Origin of the sequence: Streptomyces sp. NPDC001933, from assembly GCF_042890955.1 — a bacterium.
GTDB lineage: Bacteria > Actinomycetota > Actinomycetes > Streptomycetales > Streptomycetaceae > Streptomyces.
The window spans coordinates 3,776-22,523 of the sequence record NZ_JBIASS010000028.1 but is presented as its reverse complement, the minus strand read 5'-3'; the positions used below and the strand labels follow the sequence as shown (position 1 = coordinate 22,523).

General features: G+C 73.3%; 13 protein-coding genes. 8 read left to right on the top strand and 5 right to left on the bottom strand.

From position 1 onward, the window contains the following. Positions 1-10 precede the first annotated feature (10 nt). Complete coding sequence (locus ACFYY7_RS39115) at positions 11-967, top strand: SRPBCC family protein (RefSeq protein ID WP_388669248.1); 957 nt, start codon at positions 11-13, stop codon at positions 965-967. Positions 968-1,208: 241 nt separating this feature from the next. Next, positions 1,209-3,347, top strand: a complete 2,139-nt coding sequence (locus ACFYY7_RS39110; RefSeq protein ID WP_388669245.1) for a condensation domain-containing protein — start codon at positions 1,209-1,211, stop codon at positions 3,345-3,347. 63 nt (positions 3,348-3,410) lie between these two features. Here ACFYY7_RS39110 and ACFYY7_RS39105 read toward each other — a convergent pair whose 3' ends face one another. Next, positions 3,411-6,158, bottom strand: a complete 2,748-nt coding sequence (locus ACFYY7_RS39105) for an AAA family ATPase (protein ID WP_388669242.1) — start codon at positions 6,156-6,158, stop codon at positions 3,411-3,413. 100 nt (positions 6,159-6,258) lie between these two features. After that, a complete protein-coding gene (locus ACFYY7_RS39100) occupies positions 6,259-6,543 on the bottom strand; it encodes a PqqD family peptide modification chaperone (RefSeq protein WP_388669239.1) in 285 nt (94 codons plus the stop codon). A gap of 768 nt (positions 6,544-7,311) precedes the next feature. Between ACFYY7_RS39100 and ACFYY7_RS39095 the strand changes: the two genes are divergently transcribed. The 6 genes from ACFYY7_RS39095 (at position 7,312) to ACFYY7_RS39070 (ending at position 13,472) form a co-directional block, all read left to right on the top strand. Beyond that, positions 7,312-7,608 carry an antibiotic biosynthesis monooxygenase gene (locus ACFYY7_RS39095; protein WP_266738007.1) on the top strand — a complete coding sequence of 99 codons (297 nt, stop codon included), beginning with the start codon at positions 7,312-7,314 and terminating at the stop codon, positions 7,606-7,608. Further along, positions 7,598-8,392 (top strand): acyltransferase domain-containing protein, encoded by a 795-nt coding sequence (locus tag ACFYY7_RS39090; protein WP_388669236.1) that lies wholly within the window; start codon positions 7,598-7,600, stop codon positions 8,390-8,392. The genes ACFYY7_RS39095 and ACFYY7_RS39090 overlap by 11 nt, the downstream gene beginning before the upstream one ends. A gap of 370 nt (positions 8,393-8,762) precedes the next feature. Continuing rightward, the gene (locus ACFYY7_RS39085; RefSeq protein ID WP_388669232.1) at positions 8,763-10,541 is read left to right on the top strand and encodes an acyl-CoA dehydrogenase; all 1,779 of its coding nucleotides are present in this window, start codon (positions 8,763-8,765) and stop codon (positions 10,539-10,541) included. 20 nt (positions 10,542-10,561) lie between these two features. Then, on the top strand, positions 10,562-11,452 hold the full coding sequence (locus ACFYY7_RS39080) for a 4'-phosphopantetheinyl transferase family protein (RefSeq protein WP_388669229.1): 891 nt from the start codon (positions 10,562-10,564) through the stop codon (positions 11,450-11,452). Positions 11,453-11,610: 158 nt separating this feature from the next. After that, the gene (locus ACFYY7_RS39075; RefSeq protein WP_328512731.1) at positions 11,611-13,200 is read left to right on the top strand and encodes an acyl-CoA carboxylase subunit beta; all 1,590 of its coding nucleotides are present in this window, start codon (positions 11,611-11,613) and stop codon (positions 13,198-13,200) included. Then, positions 13,197-13,472 carry an acyl-CoA carboxylase subunit epsilon gene (locus ACFYY7_RS39070; protein ID WP_388669226.1) on the top strand — a complete coding sequence of 92 codons (276 nt, stop codon included), beginning with the start codon at positions 13,197-13,199 and terminating at the stop codon, positions 13,470-13,472. The genes ACFYY7_RS39075 and ACFYY7_RS39070 overlap by 4 nt, the downstream gene beginning before the upstream one ends. Here ACFYY7_RS39070 and ACFYY7_RS39065 read toward each other — a convergent pair. The 3 genes from ACFYY7_RS39065 to ACFYY7_RS39055 form a co-directional block, all read right to left on the bottom strand. Then, positions 13,444-14,562 carry a BTAD domain-containing putative transcriptional regulator gene (locus tag ACFYY7_RS39065; RefSeq protein ID WP_388669223.1) on the bottom strand — a complete coding sequence of 373 codons (1,119 nt, stop codon included), beginning with the start codon at positions 14,560-14,562 and terminating at the stop codon, positions 13,444-13,446. The two genes, ACFYY7_RS39070 and ACFYY7_RS39065, sit on opposite strands and share 29 nt — an antisense overlap. Further along, positions 14,559-15,305 (bottom strand): thioesterase II family protein, encoded by a 747-nt coding sequence (locus ACFYY7_RS39060; RefSeq protein ID WP_388669220.1) that lies wholly within the window; start codon positions 15,303-15,305, stop codon positions 14,559-14,561. The genes ACFYY7_RS39065 and ACFYY7_RS39060 overlap by 4 nt, the downstream gene beginning before the upstream one ends. Positions 15,306-15,467: 162 nt before the next feature. Beyond that, positions 15,468-18,509 carry an AAA family ATPase gene (locus tag ACFYY7_RS39055; RefSeq protein ID WP_388669217.1) on the bottom strand — a complete coding sequence of 1,014 codons (3,042 nt, stop codon included), beginning with the start codon at positions 18,507-18,509 and terminating at the stop codon, positions 15,468-15,470. Between the last annotated feature and the right edge of the window lie 239 nt (positions 18,510-18,748).

Genomic DNA, 18,748 nt, shown 5'->3' with positions numbered 1-18,748 from the left:
GGTATGGACGATGGCCGTCGAGCGAGTGCACCGCACGCAGTACGCGGTCGATGTGGCAGCGCCGGCCGGCGTTGTCTACGGGCTGATCGCGGACACGACACAGTGGCCGTTGTTCGTGCCGGCGAGCATCCATGTGGAGCGGCTGGACTTCGACGGCTCCCAGGACCGCTTCCACATGTGGGTGCTCGCCAACGGCCAGGTACGTTCCTGGCTCTCGCACCGCACACTGGACGCGGCCCGCCGCCGCATCGAGTTCCGGCAGGAGACGCCCGCCGAGCCGGTCAGTTCGATGGGCGGCGGCTGGACCGTGGAGCCGCTCGGCCCCGACCGCTGCCGGCTGAACCTGGAACACGACTTCACCGTCGCCGGGAACCGCATCGAGGACGTCGCCTGGGTCCGGCGCGCCACCGACACCAACAGCAGGGCCGAACTGGAGCGGCTGCGGGAGACCGCGGAGCGCTGGAACCGCCTGGACGACCTCCTGCTGACCTTCGAGGACTCCGTACGCATCAACGGCCCGGCCGAGCTGGTCTACGACTTCCTGTACCGGATCGCCGACTGGCCGGACCTCATGCCGCACGTGGCCCGGACCGACGTGGCCGAGCCGCGGCCCGGCGTCCAGCTCACCGGAGTGGACATCCTCGCGGCCGACGGGGCGACCCACACCATGGAGGCGGTCAGGGTGTGCTTCCCGCACTCGGGCCGGATCCTGTGGAAGCACACGCGGCCCTCCCCGCTCGCCGACGCCCACACCGGCGAATGGTCGGTGATCCCCGACGAACGGGGCGTCCAGGTGATCGCCCGGCACAGCGTGCTGCTGCGCGAGGAGGGCATCGAGGAGGTCCTCGGAGCCGGTGCGGACCTCGCGCGGGCGCGGGCCCACGTCCGTGAGACGGCGAGCCGGTTCAGCCTCGCCACCCTGGAGTTCGCCGGGCAGCACGCCGGGACGGCCGTCCGGACCCTCTGAGAGTCTGTCGGTCGGCATCTGTCGGCATCTGTCGGCCTCGGTCGGCCTCTGACGACGTCTGACGACGTCTGATCGGGCGGCCAAGCCCGATCAGACGTCGACCGACAGGATCCGAGCACCACGTCAGCGCCGTGTCAGCGCTACGTGGCCGGTGCGTGCACACTCGGGCCGTCCCTTCGTGCCCTCCGGAGCCGGGTCCGGCGCGCCGGGGCGCGGGCGCCATCGGAGACAGGGGGACCGGATGACCGGCAGCATGACCGTCGTCATCTCCTCCGGCATGCCTCCCGCGCTCGAACTGCGCGGCCCGCTCGACCCGGCGGCACTGGCGCGGGCGCTCGCCGAACTTCCCGGGTGCACACCCACCCTGCGCAGGCACACCGCGACCCACCACACCCTGTACCTCTCCCCGCGCCACCTGCCCGCAGGCGCCCTCGGGGACCTGCTCACCGCGTTCACGGGCCCGCCGGGCAGCGGCGCGAGCACTGACGCGAGCACCGACGTGAGCACTGACGTGAGCACCGGCGTGAGCACTGACGCGGCGGGCACACCGGTGCTCGCACCGCTGTCCTGCGCCGAAGAGCCTTCGGTCTCCTCGGTGCAGGGGGAGCCGCACCACTCCGCCGCTGCCCTCTTCCCGGCGTCGCCCCGGCAGCGGGAGATCCTCCTCGACCTGATGACCGCCGCCCCAGGCACCGCCCCGTACGTCGAGCAGCAGCACTGGCGCTGGTACGGCCCGCTCGACACCCGGCGCTACCAGGCCGCCTGGGCGTCGGTCGCCGACCGCGAGGCGGTGCTGCGCGGGTCCTTCGCGCGGGCGGACGCGCCCGACGGCCCCAGGGTCGCGGTGCATCCGAAGGCCACCCCGCGAGTGGTCCGGCACCCCTGCGGCTCCGTCGACCGGCAGGCGCTGCTCGGCAGTGAACGGCTGACCGCCTTCGACCCGCTGAGGCCCGGACCGCTCCGGGTCCTGCTCATCGACGAACAGCCGGGCACGATGGGACCGGTACGGGTCGTCGTCACGTACCACCACGCCTTCATCGACGGCCCCAGCGTGCGCTTGCTGCTGCGCGCCGTGCACCGCGCCTACCTCGCCGACGGCCCGCCCCCCGGCGGGCAGCGCCGCCCCGACCTGCGCGACCACCTCGACTGGCTGGACCGTCAGGACACCGCCCCGGCCCGCGAGTTCTGGACCCGGGCCGCCCCGCCGGCCGGCGCCGCCATCCTGCCGCCCCGGCCGTCCGGCACCCCGTCCCGGCCGGGCCACGGACGTACCGGTCAGCGGCTCACTCCCCACGAGGCGGTCCGGCTGCGCCACTGGGCCGGTGACATCGGCGTCACCGAGTGCACCGCGCTGCACGCCGCCTGGGCGCTGTTGCTGCACCGGGCGTCCGGCCGCACCGGCCCCGCCCCCGTCGCCTTCGGCATGACCGTCTCCGGCCGGGGCATCCTGCTCGACGGTGCCGCCCTGCTGCCCGGACCACTGCGCAATCCGCTGCCCCTGAGCACCGAGGTCGACCCGGCGATGCCGCTGGCCCGGCTGCTGACCGAACTCGGCGAACGGGCCATGGACATGGCCGCGTACGAATGGGTCTCCGAGGGCCAGGTGCACGCCTGGAGCGGCCGGCCCGCCGAGGACCGGCTCACCGGGACGGTGATCTCCTTCGAACCGCCCGCCTCCTTGGGGCCACCGGCCACCGGAGACCCGCTGCGCAACGAGTTCGACGCCCAGGACATCCGGCTGACCCCGCCCGAGACGGTGCCTGCGGACACCGGGGTGCCGCTCTCCCTGACCGCCCACCACGACGCCGAAGGCGGCCTCGCGCTGACAGCGGTGAACGACCGGACGCGTCTCGCCGACCCCGACGCGGCGACGGCCCTCGCCCAGACCGCTCTGCTGCTACGGGAGTTCCCCCGGTTCATCGCGGCGGGCACACCGGTCGCCGAGGCCCTGGCCCTGCTCGGTCCTGCCGCACCCGCCCGGACGCACCACCACCGACCGGCGCCGGGCCCCACCGTGCTGCGACCGGCCACCCGGCCCGGCGCGGGCACCGTGCTGCTCGTACCGCCGCCGGACGCCCCGGCCGGCTGCTACGACGAGCTGGCCCGGATCTACCCCGGTCCGCAGACCCTGCTCACCGTGAACGGGGCGGTGGACGCGGCGGGCTGCCTGGCCGCGCTGCGCCCGGCCCTCGCGGCGGCCGAACCCGTCACGTTCGGCTGCTACTCGGGCGGCGGCGCCCTCGCCTACGAGGTCGCCCAGCAGATCGCCGGGCACGGATGGCTGCCGCCGCCGGTTGCCATCGCAGGCACCGCAGCCGCTGCCGAAGCCGGCGCGGCCGCCCTCTCCCGCACCCTCGCCGAGGTGGCCGGCGCCGGCTGACCGTGCGCGCAGGCCGGTGGCGACGGTGAACCGCGACGGCTTCAGCGGGCGGTGGTCCGCCTTTCAGGCGCGGACCGGGGCGCCGTCGGCGCGTTCCAGGTCGAGCGGGAGGTCGCCCCGGGAGGTGATCCGGAGCTTGCGGTAGACCCGGGTCAGGTGCTGCTCGACCGTGCTCACCGTCAGGAAGAGCCGGGCCGAGATCTCCCGGTTGGTCAGGCCCTGCGCGGCCAGGGTGGCCACCCGCTGCTCGGAAACGCTCAGCCTGGCTGCCGAGGTGCCGGGCCGGTCCTTGCCCGCGCCCGCCTTCCCGGCCCGGCCCGGCCGGCTCTCCGCCCTGGCCGGGGCGGTGACCGGCGCCGTCACCAGCGGTGCGTCGGGAAGGATCTCCTGGCACAGCGGCGCCGCGCCGGTGTCCTTCGCGAGCTGCCAGGCCGAACGGATCATCACGCAGCCCTTCGACGAGGAGCCGTCCGCCTGGAGCGTCCGGCCCAGATCCGCCATCGCACGGGCCGTCTCCAACCGGTCGCCGGAGCGGTGCAGCTCGTCGATCGCCTGGGCGAGGACCGTCGGCCGCTGCTGGGCATTCCCGGCCAGCGCCCGCATGCGCAGCGCGAGACCGCGCACGTGCGGGCGCCGCGCGTCGGCCATCGCGAGCTGGCGCAGGGCCAACTGCTCCGCCCGGTGGTCCTCCCCGAGGCACAGCAGCGCCCGCGCCGCATCCGTACGCCAGGGCAGGAACGCGGGCCGGTCCACCCCCCAGCTCTCCATCAGCCGGCCGACCTCCAGGAAGTCGGCCAGTGCCGCGTGCGGCTGATGGAGAGCCAGGTGGTGCAGTCCGCGGGCGCGCAGATACGCCAGTCCGTGCAGGCTCATCAGCTGTCGCCGGGGCAGCTGCCGACCGGTCAGGCGGGACGCCTCGGTGTACTGGCCCATCTCCGTGCACGCGCGTACGACCACCGCCGTCGGCGCGCAGACGAAGGTTCCGCGGCCCTGCGCGGGGAGGGCCGCGAGGGCCGCCGTCGCACGGGTGTGGGCGCCGCGCAGGTCGCCGAGGCGCAGCAGTGCCTCGGCGTGCAGCGTCCCGAACACGGCGCTCCAGCCCGGGGCCCGGCAGCCGTCAGCCTCGTCGAGCAGCCTGCGGCTCCACCGCACCGCCAGGTCCGGCTGCTCGGAGCAGAGCAGCGACGTCACGGCCTGGGCGAGCGGCGCGAGCGTGGCATCCGTCAGCCGGGCCGACCGCAGCAGCCGCTCCGCGGCGCCGGGCGCGGTGTCGACCATCGTGTCCAGGGGCGAGGCGCCCGCCTGGTCGGCACCGGTGCCGAGGATCAGCTCCGCCGCGTCGGAGACCCGTCCCTGGGCCAGTAGCAGTCCGGCCAGCGGCTGTTCGTGCTCGGCGGCCGGCCGGCCGGAGCGCACCGCCTCCAGCAGCGCGTCCACGCGGCGTTCGGCCGCGGCCGGGTCGAAGCGGGACGTGATCTGGGCCAGCCGGATGCGCAGCGAGGCCCGCACCTGGTCGTCGGTGCCGGTTTCGAGGGCGAGTTCGAGCAACCGCGTCGCCGGACGGGCCTCGCCCCGTGCCAGGGAATCCTCCGCAGCCTCGCGCAGTACGTCCACGTCCACATCCACGTCCCACGGTTCGCCCGCCGTCGCCGCCTCTTCCGCCGGTACCACGTCTTCGGAGGCGGCGGCGAGCAGCAGCTTCGCGACTGCCGGGGCCGGGACGCCGTCCTCGTGCAGCACCCGTGCGGCCTGCCGGAGCAGCCTGCCCCGGGCGGCCGGACCGGCCTCCTCCAGCACCGCGTCACGCACGGCCGGGTGCCGGAACCGTACGCCGTCGAGAAGGCCGGCCGCCCGCAGCGCGGCAAGACCCCGGTTCGCGGCGGCGCCGGTCAGCTCCGCCGTCCGGGCGGCGCGGGCGGGGGAGGCGTGGTCGCCGAGCAGCGCGACGGTACCGGCCACAGTGGTGGTGACCGGGCCGGCCCGGTGAACGCAGGCGACGACCGCCTGCGCGAACGGGCCGCCTGGGGCGGGGAACGTCGCCTCGCCGTGCGTGCCCTCGCCGTGCACGTCCCCGGCCGTGTCCCTGACCGCCGTGTCCGTGTACTCGGCGGTCAGGGCACGCAGCAGCAGGGGGTTGCCTCCGCTGATGCGGTACGCCTCGTCCGAGGTGAGGCCGTCACAGCCGTCCAGTTCCAGGAACCGGGCCGTCTCCGTCCGGGACAGCGGACTGAGCCGGATCCGGCGGAAGTGGGGCTGGCGCATCAACTCGGTGGTGAACAAGGGGTCCTGCGACGGCGGGTGCGGCGAACCGGTGAGGACGACGAGGACCCGGGACCCACGGGCGTGACGTACGAGGTACTGGAGGTGGCGCAAGGACTCGGCGTCCGCGTGCTGCACATCGTCCACGCAGAGCAGCACCGGCCGGTCCAGGCCCAGTTCGCACACCCGGTCGCAGAACTCGCGCAGGTCCTCGACCCGCGAGGGCTCCCCGCCGGAGTTCCCGATGGCGCCACTGCCGGAGCCACTGCCGGTGCCACTGCCAGTGCCGCCGTCGGGCAGCCGGAACCCCGCTGTCCGGTGGACGAGTTGCCGCAGAACGCCCCACGGGATCTGCCGCTCGGCCACCGTGGCGACGGCGGACAGGACCAGGGCACCGGCCGCAGCGGCCCGCTCGGCGACGGTGTCGGCCAGGGCGCTCCGGCCGCACCCGGCTGCACCTTCGATCAGGACGGCCTGAGAGCCGCCCGCAGCGCAGTCCGCGAGCGCCTCGTCCAAGGCTCCGATCACCGATGTCCTGCCGACCAACCGCATACTCGCCCCTGTTGACGAAGGTCCACCCCTATCCGGGACAGGGTGAAGTCTGCGCCTACAGGGGTGGTCGAGCCACCGCTGAGGGCGGGTAGGGGTCGGGTCAGGGGCAGGGCTCGGCGCACATGAGACCCGCGTCGCGCATTTCCTCGACCCATATGTCGAGATCGGCGCGCGCATTCTCGGGCGCGGTATTCCACAATTCGGCGAGCAGACGTGCGGCGGCGCCCGCGTCGCCCTCGTTCTGGCGGAGCGCGATCCACATCGCGGCGCCCACCGGACCGCACCAGTAGCGCATTGTTCCCACCGCTGACTCCGCCAGGAGTTCCAGGCGACCGGCGGCGTCCACCGAGGCGACACTCACCCCGGGCATCGGTCGAACAAGCACGGACACCTCCAGTGCCGGGGTCCCCCGGAGACACATTCCTGAGCGTCGGTTCTCTTCAACCGATCGAGGAAGCCTCAAGTTATTTCGGAATGCCCGCCAGATCCATGACGACGGCCGCACTCTGGGGTTCGCGGTACCCGCACCCCTATGCGGGCGGACCCCGGCGTGCACGGGATAGGGGGGCGTGGGGGCGTGGCTGAGGCCGGACCGCCGCGCTTCCGACGCCCGCGTCACGCCCCCGGGCCACCCGTCCCGGGCGGCCGCCGGCCGGGTGTGAATCCTCGCCGGGATAGCGGCCGGATTTCGTCCATCCGTAAGGAATGAAAGGAATGGGCGGTCCGGAAATCCGGATCACTTCACCGGACCGAATACCTCCGGTTCCGTGGGTACGGAAAAAACCAGGAGTCCTGCCGGTTTTCCGTCCGGCCGGAATCCGGGGCGCCCGGCGGCGCAATGCGGGGCCGCCGGGCCATGCTCAGAAAAGCCCGGAGGAACCGTCCGCGCCATGCTGAGGAAAGCCCGGAGGGAACCTGGAGGAACCGTCCGCGCCATGCCCTGGAAAACCCGGAGAAACCGTCACGACCCGCCCTCCGGACCCTGCCGGAAGCGGCCTTCGCCCTCCGCCGGATCACCGTGCTTCCTCAAGCGGGAGTCGAGCGCTCTTCCGGGGTTCCTTGAGCCTTCTCGCCGAGCGTGGCATCCGCAGGGGCGGCCCCGCCCCGTACCCGTAAACGGCACTGCTGCCGTGGCCGACCCGAGGAGCCTCACATGGTGACCTTCGTCAACAAGCTGACCGTCCACGGCGACATCGACGAGTTCCTGGCCGTCAAGGACCGGCTGACCGCCTACATGAGCAGCCAGCCCGGTTACCTCGGCCACGAGGGCCTGCGCAGCCTCGGCGACGAGCGGGTCTTCCTCGAACTCGCCGTCTGGGAGGACCCCGCCGCCCACCAGCGGGCCGTGCGCAGCGAGGAGTTCCAGGCCCTGGTCAAGGACCTCGGCCCGCTGGCCACCCCCGAGCCCGGTCTGTACGAGACGGTGGAGGCGGCTCCCCGTGACCGATGAGACCCCGGCGCTGGTCGCCCGCCGGTGCCGGCCCCCGACCGGCCCGGCCGTGACCGTGCTCTTCACCGGTGGCGCCGGAATCCGGCCCGGCCTCGGCCGCGAGCTGTACGGCGCCTTTCCCGCCTTCCGCGCCGCGTACGACACCGTGCGCGGCGCTCTCGACCACTGGCTGCGGCTGCCCCTGGCCGCCGTGGTGTTCGCGCCCGAGGACGGAGTCGACGCGGCTCTGATCCGCCGGTCCGAATTCGGGCAGCCGGCCCTGTTCGCCTTCCACGTGGCGGTCTTCCGGCTCTGGCAGTCGTGGGGGCTCCGGGTCGGCGCGGTGTCCGGCCACGGTGCCGGAGAGATCGCCGCGGCCCATGTGGCGGACGCGCTGAACCTGGCCGACGCGGCCCGGCTCGTGGCCGCGCGAGGCAGGCTCGCCCCCGTGCACCCGGCCGTGCTCGCCGGGGACTTCGCCGCCGCCCTCGACTCCGAGGCGGCCTTCGCACGGGCCGCGGCGGACAGCGTCGTCGCACCGCCCCGGATTCCGCTGGTGTGCGCGACGACCGGCCGGAGCGTGGGACCCGGACCGGGCCGGCAGCCGCTGTCGCCCGGCTATCTGCTGAGTGAGGCCCGCCGGATGTCCCGCACCACCGACGCGGTACGGGCCCTGGTCCGGGCGGGTTTCCCCCGTCCGTATCCCTGCGGGCCCGACCCCGCGGACACCCGTCCGGGCCGCGAGCTTCGCGCCGCACTCGGGGTCGCCGGCCGGATACACGCACTCGGCCGGGAACCGGGCTGACCGGAAGCCGGGCCCGAGGTACGGCTTCCCACCAGCGGCCCCCGGCCCGTCCCCTACCCGTCCCCGACCCGTCCCCGGATCGTCCCCGGTCTGTCCCCGGCCCGGCTGTAGGCCGCCTCAAGCGGATGTCGAGCGACTCTGGCGACGCTGATACTCCCGCGCGCGGCTGCCGCGTACTGCCGCGCAACGCCCACGCACTGCCGCCACACCCCCGTGCAACTCCCGCGCACTGCTGCACACTCCCGCGCAACTCCCGCGCAGCTTCCGCGCACAGAGGTGGGCCCGCTCCCGCGCGGCCACCGGGTGTGCCCGGCGCAGTGCCGCCCGGCCGCTTCGCGGACATGTTCAGCCCCCTCCCCAGGACTGTCCCGTGACGAAGGAGCTGATCCACGCCACCATGGCCACCACCCAGATCCACGCGGAACGGACCGCCGGGCGTGCCGCCGAGGAGACCGACGCCCTGCGCCGGGCCGCCCGGCTCGAAGCTCTCCTCGGCGACCCCTACGATCCCGCCAACCCGCACGGCCTCGGCGCCCTCTTCGCCGCCGACGAGCGCCACGAACCGCCCGCTGCCACCGAACGGCTCCTCGTCGAAGCAGGGCTGGGCTCCGAGTTCGTACCCGCCGAGTTCGGCGGCCGGCTCACCCGCGCCGACCTGCTCGTCAAGGTGCTGCGCCCGGTCTTCCGCCGCGACCTCGCGCTCGGCTTCGGCGCCGGTATCACCTCGCTGTTCGCCACCTCCGCCGTATGGGCGGCCGGTAACCCCGGCCAGCGGCGCGCGACGGCCGACCTGCTGCTCGCGGGCGGCCGTGCCTCGATCGTCCACCACGAACTGGCCCACTCCAACGCCATCCTGCGCGACGAGTTCACCGCCCGGCCACGCCCCGGCGGCGGCTACACACTGGCCGGCCGCAAGGACGTGATCATCAACGCGGCCGTCTCCGGGGCCTACGTCGTCTACGCCCGGACCGACCCGGCCCGCACCCCCCTCAGCCACTCCGTGCTGCTCCTCGACCCCGACGGCCTCGGCGCCGGGATCAGCGCGCTGCCCCGGATCCGCATGGCCGGCATGCGGGGAAACCTGTTCTCCGGACTGTCGTTCACCGACTGCGACATCCCGGCCGACGCCCTCGTCGGCCGGCCGGGCGAAGGCGTGGCCCTGGCGCTGCGCACCTACCAGGTCAACCGCTGCGTCATCGCCGGAACGGCCGTCGCCGCCGCCGGTACCGTCCTGCACTCCGCCGTCCGCGCCGCCACCGCCGGCCGCAGCCGCCCCATCGCCCGCCGCCGGCACAAGCCCCTCGCCGGGGTCTTCGCCGACCTGCTCGCCTGCGACAGCATGGCCACCATCGCGCTGCGTGCCCTGAGCCTGCTGCCCGACCGCACCCACATCCTCGCCGCAGCCGTCAAGTACGTCGTACCCGACCTGCTGCGGGAGAGCCTGGAGGAGCTCGCGAGCGTCCTCGGCTCCCACGGTTACGAGCACGGCACCCCCGAGTACGGTGCGCTGGACAAGCTCTCCCGAGACCTGCCCGTGGCCGGTCTCGGCCACGCCGGAACCGCCGCCTGCCAGGCCGTGATCGTGCCCCAGCTGCGCAGCCTCGCCGAACACGCCTGGTTCCGGGACGAGGAACCGCCGCCCGAGCTGTACCACTCCGGCACCTCGCTGCCCCTGCTCGACTACCGGCTCCTCGGCATCGCCGGAGGCGGCGATTTCCTCGCCGCCTCCCTCAGCGGCGCCGCCGCCCGCCTGGCCGACGTACGGGGCCTGGGCGGCCAGCTCGCCGTACTCGCCGATCTCGCCGAGGCGTTCACCGACGAGCTGCGGGCCCTGCGCGAGCGCTGCCGGGCCATCCCGCCGGGCGCCGCCGCCCTCGCCGACCCCGCCTGGTGCGTGCTCAGCGACCGCTACTCCCTAGTCCTCGCGGCCGCTGCGATCCTGGCCACCTGGGAAGGGCAGGACGGCAGCGACCCCTTCCTCGCCGCGCCTGCCTGGGCCGTACTCGCCCTCACCCGGATCGGCGGGCGCCTCGGCATCCCGATGCCGGAGCTGCCCGAGGACTGCCGCACCCAGGTCCTCGACGAACTCGTACGCCGCTACCGCACCGGCCTCAGCTACGACCTCGACTCCACCGAACTGGCCCTGTGACCGGCCCGAGGAGGCCGCCCATGGAGGCGGAAGCCGCACGTCGCATCACGCCACCCGTGCACGCCACCGGCCCCGCGGGGCCCTGGCACGAGGTCCGCGAGGGGCTGGCCCGGCGCGGCAACGCATCCGTGTTCACCACCTGGGGCGAATGGCTGCCCGCCGCCCTCGCCGACCCGGTGCTGCGCCCGCTGCTGGGGCGGGACTGGCCGCGCTACCGGCAGACCGCCGACCCCGTCCTGCGGTACCGCTTCGTGGCATCCCGGCTGGCCGTCAAGTACACGGCCGCCGCCGCGCTCGGCACCTCGCCCGCCCAGCTCGACCTGGCGTACAAGGTCGGCGGCCGGCCCTACCTGCGGGGCTTCGACCAGATCGACCTGAGCCTCACCCACACCGACGACCTCATCGCCGTAGGCATCAGCCGCACCGGGCGCATCGGGATCGACACCGAACCGGTGGACCGCAAGCTGTCGTTCGAACTGCTCCAGGACCAGGTCTGCACCCCGGCGGAACGGGACACGCTCGCCGCTCTCCCGGAGGCGGAACAGACCGCGGGGATGCTGCGGCTGTGGACCCTGAAGGAGGCCTACACCAAGGCGCTCGGCCAGGGCCTGCGGCTCGACTTCTCCTCGTTCGGCTTCGCCACCGGATCCTCCGGTGACACCGGCCTGCTCGCCCCCGACGGCACCCCCGCCGCCCATGGAGAGTGGGCGTTCGGCACCTACCCGGTGCTCGGCCGCTACCTCGTCAGCATCGCCTGCCACGACACCGGCCTGGGCACCTCCCGGGACACCGCCGCCGCCACCATGCTCGACGAGGGGTTCATGGCGATGGTCTCCGGACTGATCGGGGCGGAGGACCGGGCGGAGGACCGGACGGGGAGCCGGGCGGAAAACCCTGTACCGGAGCCGTAGGTGTTCCCGTGCGTTATTCGAGTCCGGCTGTAGCGCCTGCGCCGATGCTGGACGACGCGACACCGGCCGGAACCCGGTGCCTCTGTGTCGAAAGGGCCTCCATGAGCATCGTCGAGGAAAAACCGCTGAAGACCGCGCCGGCCCCGGAACCCGGGAGCATGCGCCCGGCCGCCGCGGGCCGCGACGAGAACCGTGTCGCGACCATGCGCGAGCGCACGGCCGAACTCCACGCCATACAGGCGCTCGCCGAGTCCGGACCCGGAGAGCGGGCCACCGCCGCACAGCACGCCAAGGGCAAACTGACCGCCCGGGAACGCATCGCCCTCTTCTTCGACGAGGGCACGTTCAACGAGGTCGAAGGGTTGCGCAGACACCGTGCCACCGGCTTCGGCCTGGAGGACAAGAAGCCCCACACCGACGGCGTCGTCATCGGCTGGGGCAAGGTCCACGGCCGCACCGTCTTCACCTACGCCCACGACTTCCGCATCTTCGGCGGGGCACTGGGCGAGGCCCACGCCGAGAAGATCCACAAACTGATGGACCTCGCCGAGGCCGCCGGCGCCCCCGTCGTGGGCCTCTGCGACGGCGCGGGCGCCCGCATCCAGGAGGGCGTGACCGCGCTCGCCGGATACGGCGGTATCTTCCAGCGCAACGTCCGCAACTCCGGTGTCATACCGCAGATCTCCGTGATCCTCGGCCCCTGCGCCGGCGGCGCCGCGTACTCCCCGGCGCTCACGGACTTCGTCTTCATGGTGCGCGGCACCTCGCAGATGTTCATCACCGGCCCGGACGTCGTCCAGGCGGTCACCGGCGAGGCCGTCAGCATGGAGCACCTCGGCGGCGCCGACAGCCACGCCGAGTCCTCGGGCGTCGCGGCCTTCGCCTACGACGACGAGGAGAGCTGCCTGGAGGACGTACGGCACCTGCTCTCGCTCCTGCCGCAGAACAACCGCGAACTCGCCCCCGCCGGCGACCTCGACGACCCGGTCGACCGCCGCAACGAGAGCCTGCTGGACCTGGTACCGGCCCAGCCGAACCGCTCGTACGACATGCGCGACCTGATCGAGGAGATCGCCGACCACGGCGACTACTTCGAGGTGCACAGCCAGTGGGCGCAGAACATCGTGTGCGCCCTGGCCCGGCTCGGCGGCCAGGTGGTCGGCATCGTGGCCAACCAGCCGGCCTGCCTCGCGGGCGTACTGGACATCCACGCCTCCGAGAAGGCCGCGCGGTTCGTGCAGTTCTGCGACTCGTTCAGCATCCCGCTGGTCACCCTGATCGACGTCCCGGGCTTCCTGCCCGGCGTCGACCAGGAACACAACGGCATCATCCGGCACGGCGCCAAGCTCCTGTACGCCTACTGCAACGCGACGGTGCCGCGCATCTCGCTGGTGGTGCGCAAGGCCTACGGCGGCGCGTACATCGTCATGGACTCCCGTTCCATCGGCGCCGACATCGCCCTGGCCTGGCCCTCGAACGAGATCGCCGTCATGGGGGCCGAAGGCGCCGCGAACGTCATCTTCCGCCGGGAGATCAACGCCTCCGACAACCCGGAGGAGACCCGCCGGCAGAAGATCAAGGAGTACCAGACCGAGCTGATGCACCCGTACTACGCGGCCGAACGCGGCCTCGTCGACGACGTCATCGACCCGGCCGACACCCGCGCCCGGCTGATCTCCACCCTGGACATGCTCCGTACGAAGTACGCCGAGCAGCCCAGCCGCAAGCACGGGAACCTGCCGCTGTGACCGCCGTCGGGAGCAGGACGCCGGCCATCACCGGGAACGGGAACCCCGTCGTCGCGCTCACCTCCGCGTCCGTCCGGGTCTCCAAGGGGAACCCGACGGCCGAGGAGGTCGCCGCCCTGGCCGTGCTGCTCACGGCCCGGATCCGGCTGGCGAACGAGGCGCGGGAGAACGAGGTACTGGAGCAGGAACGGACCTCCTCCGTCGCGCCGGTCCGGGCGCTCCGTCACCGCGGGCCCGCCCCGTTCACGCCGCCGGGGGCATGGGCCTCGTGATCACGGGCCCGGACTCCTGCCCGGCGAGGGAGTTCCGGGCCGTCCTTGTCCGTCGGGCGGCTCCGCCGTACTCCCGGCTCTGTGCGCCGCCGGCCGCGGCGGCCGCGAGCTCGTCGATCCTGCGCAGCAGGGTGCCCTGCTCACGGGAGAGCTCATCGACGCGCTCCCGCAGCTGGGCGACCGTACCGCCGAGATCGAGCAGGGCCGCCACATCCGAAATGCCGCCGGGGGTGCTGCCGGGGTTGTTGCCGGGAGTGCTGCCGGGTGTACTGCCCGACGCGTCGTGTGCCAGGGCGCGCGGCGGCGGTGTCGTCCCGAGGTCCGCGAACGGCGAGTGCCGGATCGCCGCTTCCATCCGGGCACGCAGCGCCGGGCCCGGCTCCACGCCGAGCATGTGGAGCAGGACCTTGCGCGCCCGTTCGTACACACCGAGCGCCTCGGCGGGCCGGCCCGCCAGGCACAGCGCGACCATCGACAGGTCGTAGAACCGCTCCCGCAGCGGATGCTCGTACGTCAGCCGCTCCAGCTCGCCCGTGACGTCATCGAGCGGCGCCGAGCGCAGCGGTGTCTCGTGCAGCCGTGTCTCGTACAGCTTCTCCAGGGTCGACAGCCGGTGTTCCTCGAACCGCTCGGCCTCGGCCGCGCACAACGGCCCGCGCAGACAGTCCTGCAGCGCCGGTCCGCGCCACACCGCCAGCGCGCGCTCCAGCAGTTCGGTGGCGTGCGCCGGGTCGGTGGAGGCCGCGGCGCGGCCCTCGGCGGAGAGCCGCTGGAAGCGCTGGGCGTCCGTGGTGGCGTTGCCCAGCCGGAGCAGATAGCCCATGGGCTCGGTGCTGATCCAGTCCCCGTCGCCGGAATCGCTCAGCATCCGGCGCAGCCGGGCCACATGGGCCTGTACCGCGTTGGCCGCCCGCTGCGGCGGTTCGTCGCCCCACAGCTCGTCGGCCAGCCGGTCGACCGTCAGCGTCCGTCCCGCCTCGATGACGAGGGCGGCGAGCAGCGTGCGCTGCTTGGTGCCGGACGGGACGACGCGCCGCCCCGTCCGGCCGTCGTGGACCTCGACCGGCCCCAGGATGCGGAACTCGGTCACGGGGTGCCTGCCAGGGCCTCCAGTCCGGCCCGCACATCGGCGGTGATCGCGTCGGCCAGCGCCGCCGGATCGTCCTGGAAGTAGAAGTGGCCGCCCTCGAAGCGCCGGACACCGAGGAAGTGGTGGGTGGACTCCGCCCACTGCTCCAGCGGTCCCGCAGGCGCGGTGGTGTCCTGCTCGCCGTGGAACACGGTGAGGGGCACGGGCAGCGGCGTCACGTCATGCGGCGGACGCCAGTTCCGTACGAGGGAGATGTCCGCCCGGATGACGGGGGCGAAGATGCTCCACAGCTCCGGGTTGTCCAGGATGCGTGGCGGGGTGCCGCCCAGCCGGATCAACTTGCGGCGCAGCTCCGCGTCGGTCAGCTCGCCGGGCTCCTCGGCCGGCCGGCCGGGACGCGGCGCCCCGCAGCCCGACAGCCCCAGCCACACCGGTGGCCGGCGGCCCTCGTCGACGAGCCTGCGGGTCAGCTCGAACGCGATCAGGGAGCCCATGCTGTGCCCGAAGCAGGCGAAGGGGACGTCCGGGTCGTCGAGTTCGGCGGACAGCCGGTCCAGGAACCAGTCCACGAGCGTGTCCGCGTCACCGATCGGCGGTTCGCCGGCCAGCAGCCCGTGCCCCGGATAGTCCTGTGGCAGCAGCCGCCAGCCCGCCGGGAAGAGCCGGGCCCACTCGTTGAACATCAGCTGGGAGCCGCCCGCGTGCGGGAACACGAACAGCCGCAGGGTGCCGCCGAATCGCATCGTGATCTCCGTTCCACGGGCGAGGAGCCTGTCATGGCGACGCTAGTCCGTCACCCGCGCCCAGGGCGTAATGCCCGATCGGTGTTCTAGCGGACATGAGGGAGTTCTTGAGGGAGTTCTTGAGGGAAGCCCTCACGGGGGGCGCAGGTCGCAGGCCACAGGTCACAGTGCCTGCAGGGGAGGCGTCAGAAGACGGGTGGGCAGAGCCCGGCGACTGCTGACCCCCAACTTCCGGTAGACGCGCGTCAGGTGCTGTTCGACCGTGCTCACCGTGATGAACAACTGCTGGCTGATGTCCCGGTTGCTGAAGCCACGGGCGGCCAGCAGGGCCACCCGGTTCTCCGCATCGCTGAGCAGCGACGCCTCCGAATCACTGGCGTCACCGACATTTCTGAGATCACCAATGCCCCTGGTGTCTCCAATGCCTCTGGCGTCACCGATCCCACCGATCCCACTGGCACCACCGGCACCACCAGCACCACCGATCGTCCCGGTGCCCGGGGCCTGTTCGCCCCACTCGGCCGCATGGGCCGTGGCCCCGTGCCCGGGGTGCGACGTACGTGACATACGCGGCGCATGCGTCACGGCATCGGCCGCAGCCGCTGCCCTGAACCCGGACTGGCAGATCTTCGCCTCCTGGGCCGCGCGCCAGGAAGCCGCCCTGGCCTCGTCCAGCTCGCCGACATTGCGGCAGGCCACGGAGAGATCCGCCAGCGAACGTGCCAGCTCCATCCGGTCGCCCGCCGCCTGAAGCACCTCGACGGACTTGCGCAGCAGAGCCGGCCGCTGCATCAGCTCGCCGCACGCCGCGAGCAGCCGCAACGAGATACCCCGGGTACGCGGGCCGATCGCCTGCGCCCGGTCCAGCTGCTGCTTGACCAGGTCCCGGGCGACGACCGTACGGCCGAGCCGTAGATGCGCCTCCGCCAGGCCGATGCGCCATGGCACGAAGGGAAGGTCCAGATGAGCTTCCTGGGCCAGCCGGCCGCAGGTCTGGAAGTCCCGGACGGCCGCGAGCAGCCGGTCGGTCGCCAGGTGATGGTGACCGCGGGCGCACAGGAAGCGCAGGCCCCACACCGTGGTCGGCATGGCCTCCGGCGCCATCTGGCGAATCGGTTCCTCGGCCTCGGTGTGCCGGCCCATCGCCGTCTGCGCGGAGATCAGCACGCTCAGCGGGTACCCCCGCATCACACCCCAGCCCTGGGGCGACAGCACGTCGAGCGCGGCCCGCGCCCGGTTGGCCGCCGCCGCCGGCTCACCCCTGCCCAGCGCGATCTCGGCCCGTACGGTGCCCAGGGCGGCCTGCCAGGTGAGCACGCCGCGCCGCCGCGCCTCCGCGTACAGCCGCTCCGTCTGCTCCCCGGCCTGTTGGAGCTGGTTGCCGCCGATCAGGGTGAACAGCGCGGCCAGCACGACCTCCAGCAGGGAATCGCCCGGTCGGCAGCTCTCCAGGATGTGTTCCGCGCTGGGCAGTGCGCCCCGCGCGTTCGCCCCCGCCGAGCCCTCCGCGACGGCGTGCACCGCCCGGATCCACGGATCCTCCCGGTGCGGGTCCCCACCGGTGCCTGCGCTTGTGAGCGTGCCTGTGCCTGTGCCTGTGAGTGTGCTGGGGCTTGCGTTTGTGCCTGCGTCGGTTCCGGGGCCGTAGAACCAGCGGTACGCCAGGTGGAGTTCGGCCTCCGCGTACCGGTCACCGTCCCGGCCGGCCCCGCGCTGCTCGTACGCCTCACGGGCCGTGCGCGCGGTTGCGGTGTCGCCCTTCCACAAGGCCTGCTTCAGCAGAGGCAGCGTTTCCCGCCCGGCGAGTGCGCCCTGCGCGAGCGCGCTGCGCGGGGCGGCCTGCCAGCGGTCGGACGCCGCCGGATCGACCTGCCACACTGCCCGGGACAGTCCGCGCCGCAGCACCTCCTGCTCCGCCGGGTCCGCGGTCGCCTCCAGCGCCAGCTCCAGACAGCGGGTCACCAGCTCGACATCGTCACCCGTGGCCGCCTCGGCCGCCGCGCGGCGCAGCACATCGGCCGTCCATGCAGGCCAGGGCGCAGCTGTGGTCGCGGTCGCAGCGGAGGTCGCAGCTGTGGTCGCGGTTGCGGAGGCGATCAACTGTTCCGCGACCGTCACCGGATCCGTGCCCCGGAGCTGCAGCAGTTCGGCGGCGGTGGCGTGCAGCCGTGCCCGCTCCCCGGGTGCGAGCGTGCCCAGAACGGCCTGCGCGGCCACGGGGTGGAACCGCACACCGTCCAGCACCCCCGCGGCCGACAGGACGTTCAGCACCTGCTCGACCACGTCCACCGGCAGCGCGACCAACTGCGCCACCAGCGGGGCCGAGGCCCGCTCCGGGCCCAGGACGGCCAGTCCCTGCGCCACGGTCAGCAGACCCGTGTCCCAGCGGTAGAGGCAGTTCAGTACTCCTTGTGCGTACGACGAACCGACCACCGGGTGCTCGGCCGTCGCGCCGGGATGCGCCAGCTGCCAGGCCCGGTGGTCCTCCAGCAGCGCCCCCGCCAGCAGCGGATTGCCACCCGTCAACCGCAGTAACGAGGCCGCGTCGTACTCGTGCTCGTGCTCGTGCTCGCATTCGCGCTCGCGCTGGGGCGCGGGCTGCGCTGTGGTGGGGGTGTCGGCATGGTCGGCGGTCTGTTCTGCGATCAGTTGCCGCAGGGCTGGTTCGTCCATGGGTGCCAGTCGCAGCCGCAGATGCGGATGCTGTGTGATCTCGGCGTGGAAGCGAGTCATTGCCGGGTGGGCCCAGCTCCACTCCGTCAGCACGATCATGACCCGCGCCGAGGCGATCCGCTGGCGCAGATGCCGGACCAGCCGCAGGGTGAACTCGTCGGCGAACTGGATGTCGTCGATGCTGACGACCAGCGGGCGGTGTCTGGCCAGGTCCAGCAGCCGTACGGTGAGTTCATGGACGGCACCGGCCGCTCCGGCGGCCCCCGTCGCGTCCGGCAGCAGCCGGGCGGCGCACTCGGCGACCTCCGGCGGGATGTCCGGGTTGCGGAACAGCTGATCCACGCCCCCTACCGGGAAATCGTCCTCCGCGCGCGATCCGGTGGCCGTCAGATGCAGCGCACCCGACTCCCTCGCATAACGCGAGAACTCATGGAGCAGACGGGTCTTTCCGCTGGCCAGGCCCCCTGAGATCAGCGCGAGCTGGCCGGCGCCGTCGGCGCACTCGCCGAGTTGCCGGGCAAGACCGTCCAACGCTTCACGGCAGTCCCGCTCCACTGCGCCCCCCTGAGCATCTAGCCGACGCGTAACCCCTAAGGCACAAAGGCTGCTGCCGACACCTACAGGGCGGGTCGAGCCGGGGCGGAACACCACGTGGGACACCCGTTCGAGAACGGTCGGGGGGGGGGGGGGGGGGGGGGGGGGGGGGGGGGGGGGGGGGGGGGGGGGGGGCGCCCGGCCCCCCCGCCCGCGCGGGCGCCAGCCGCCCGGGC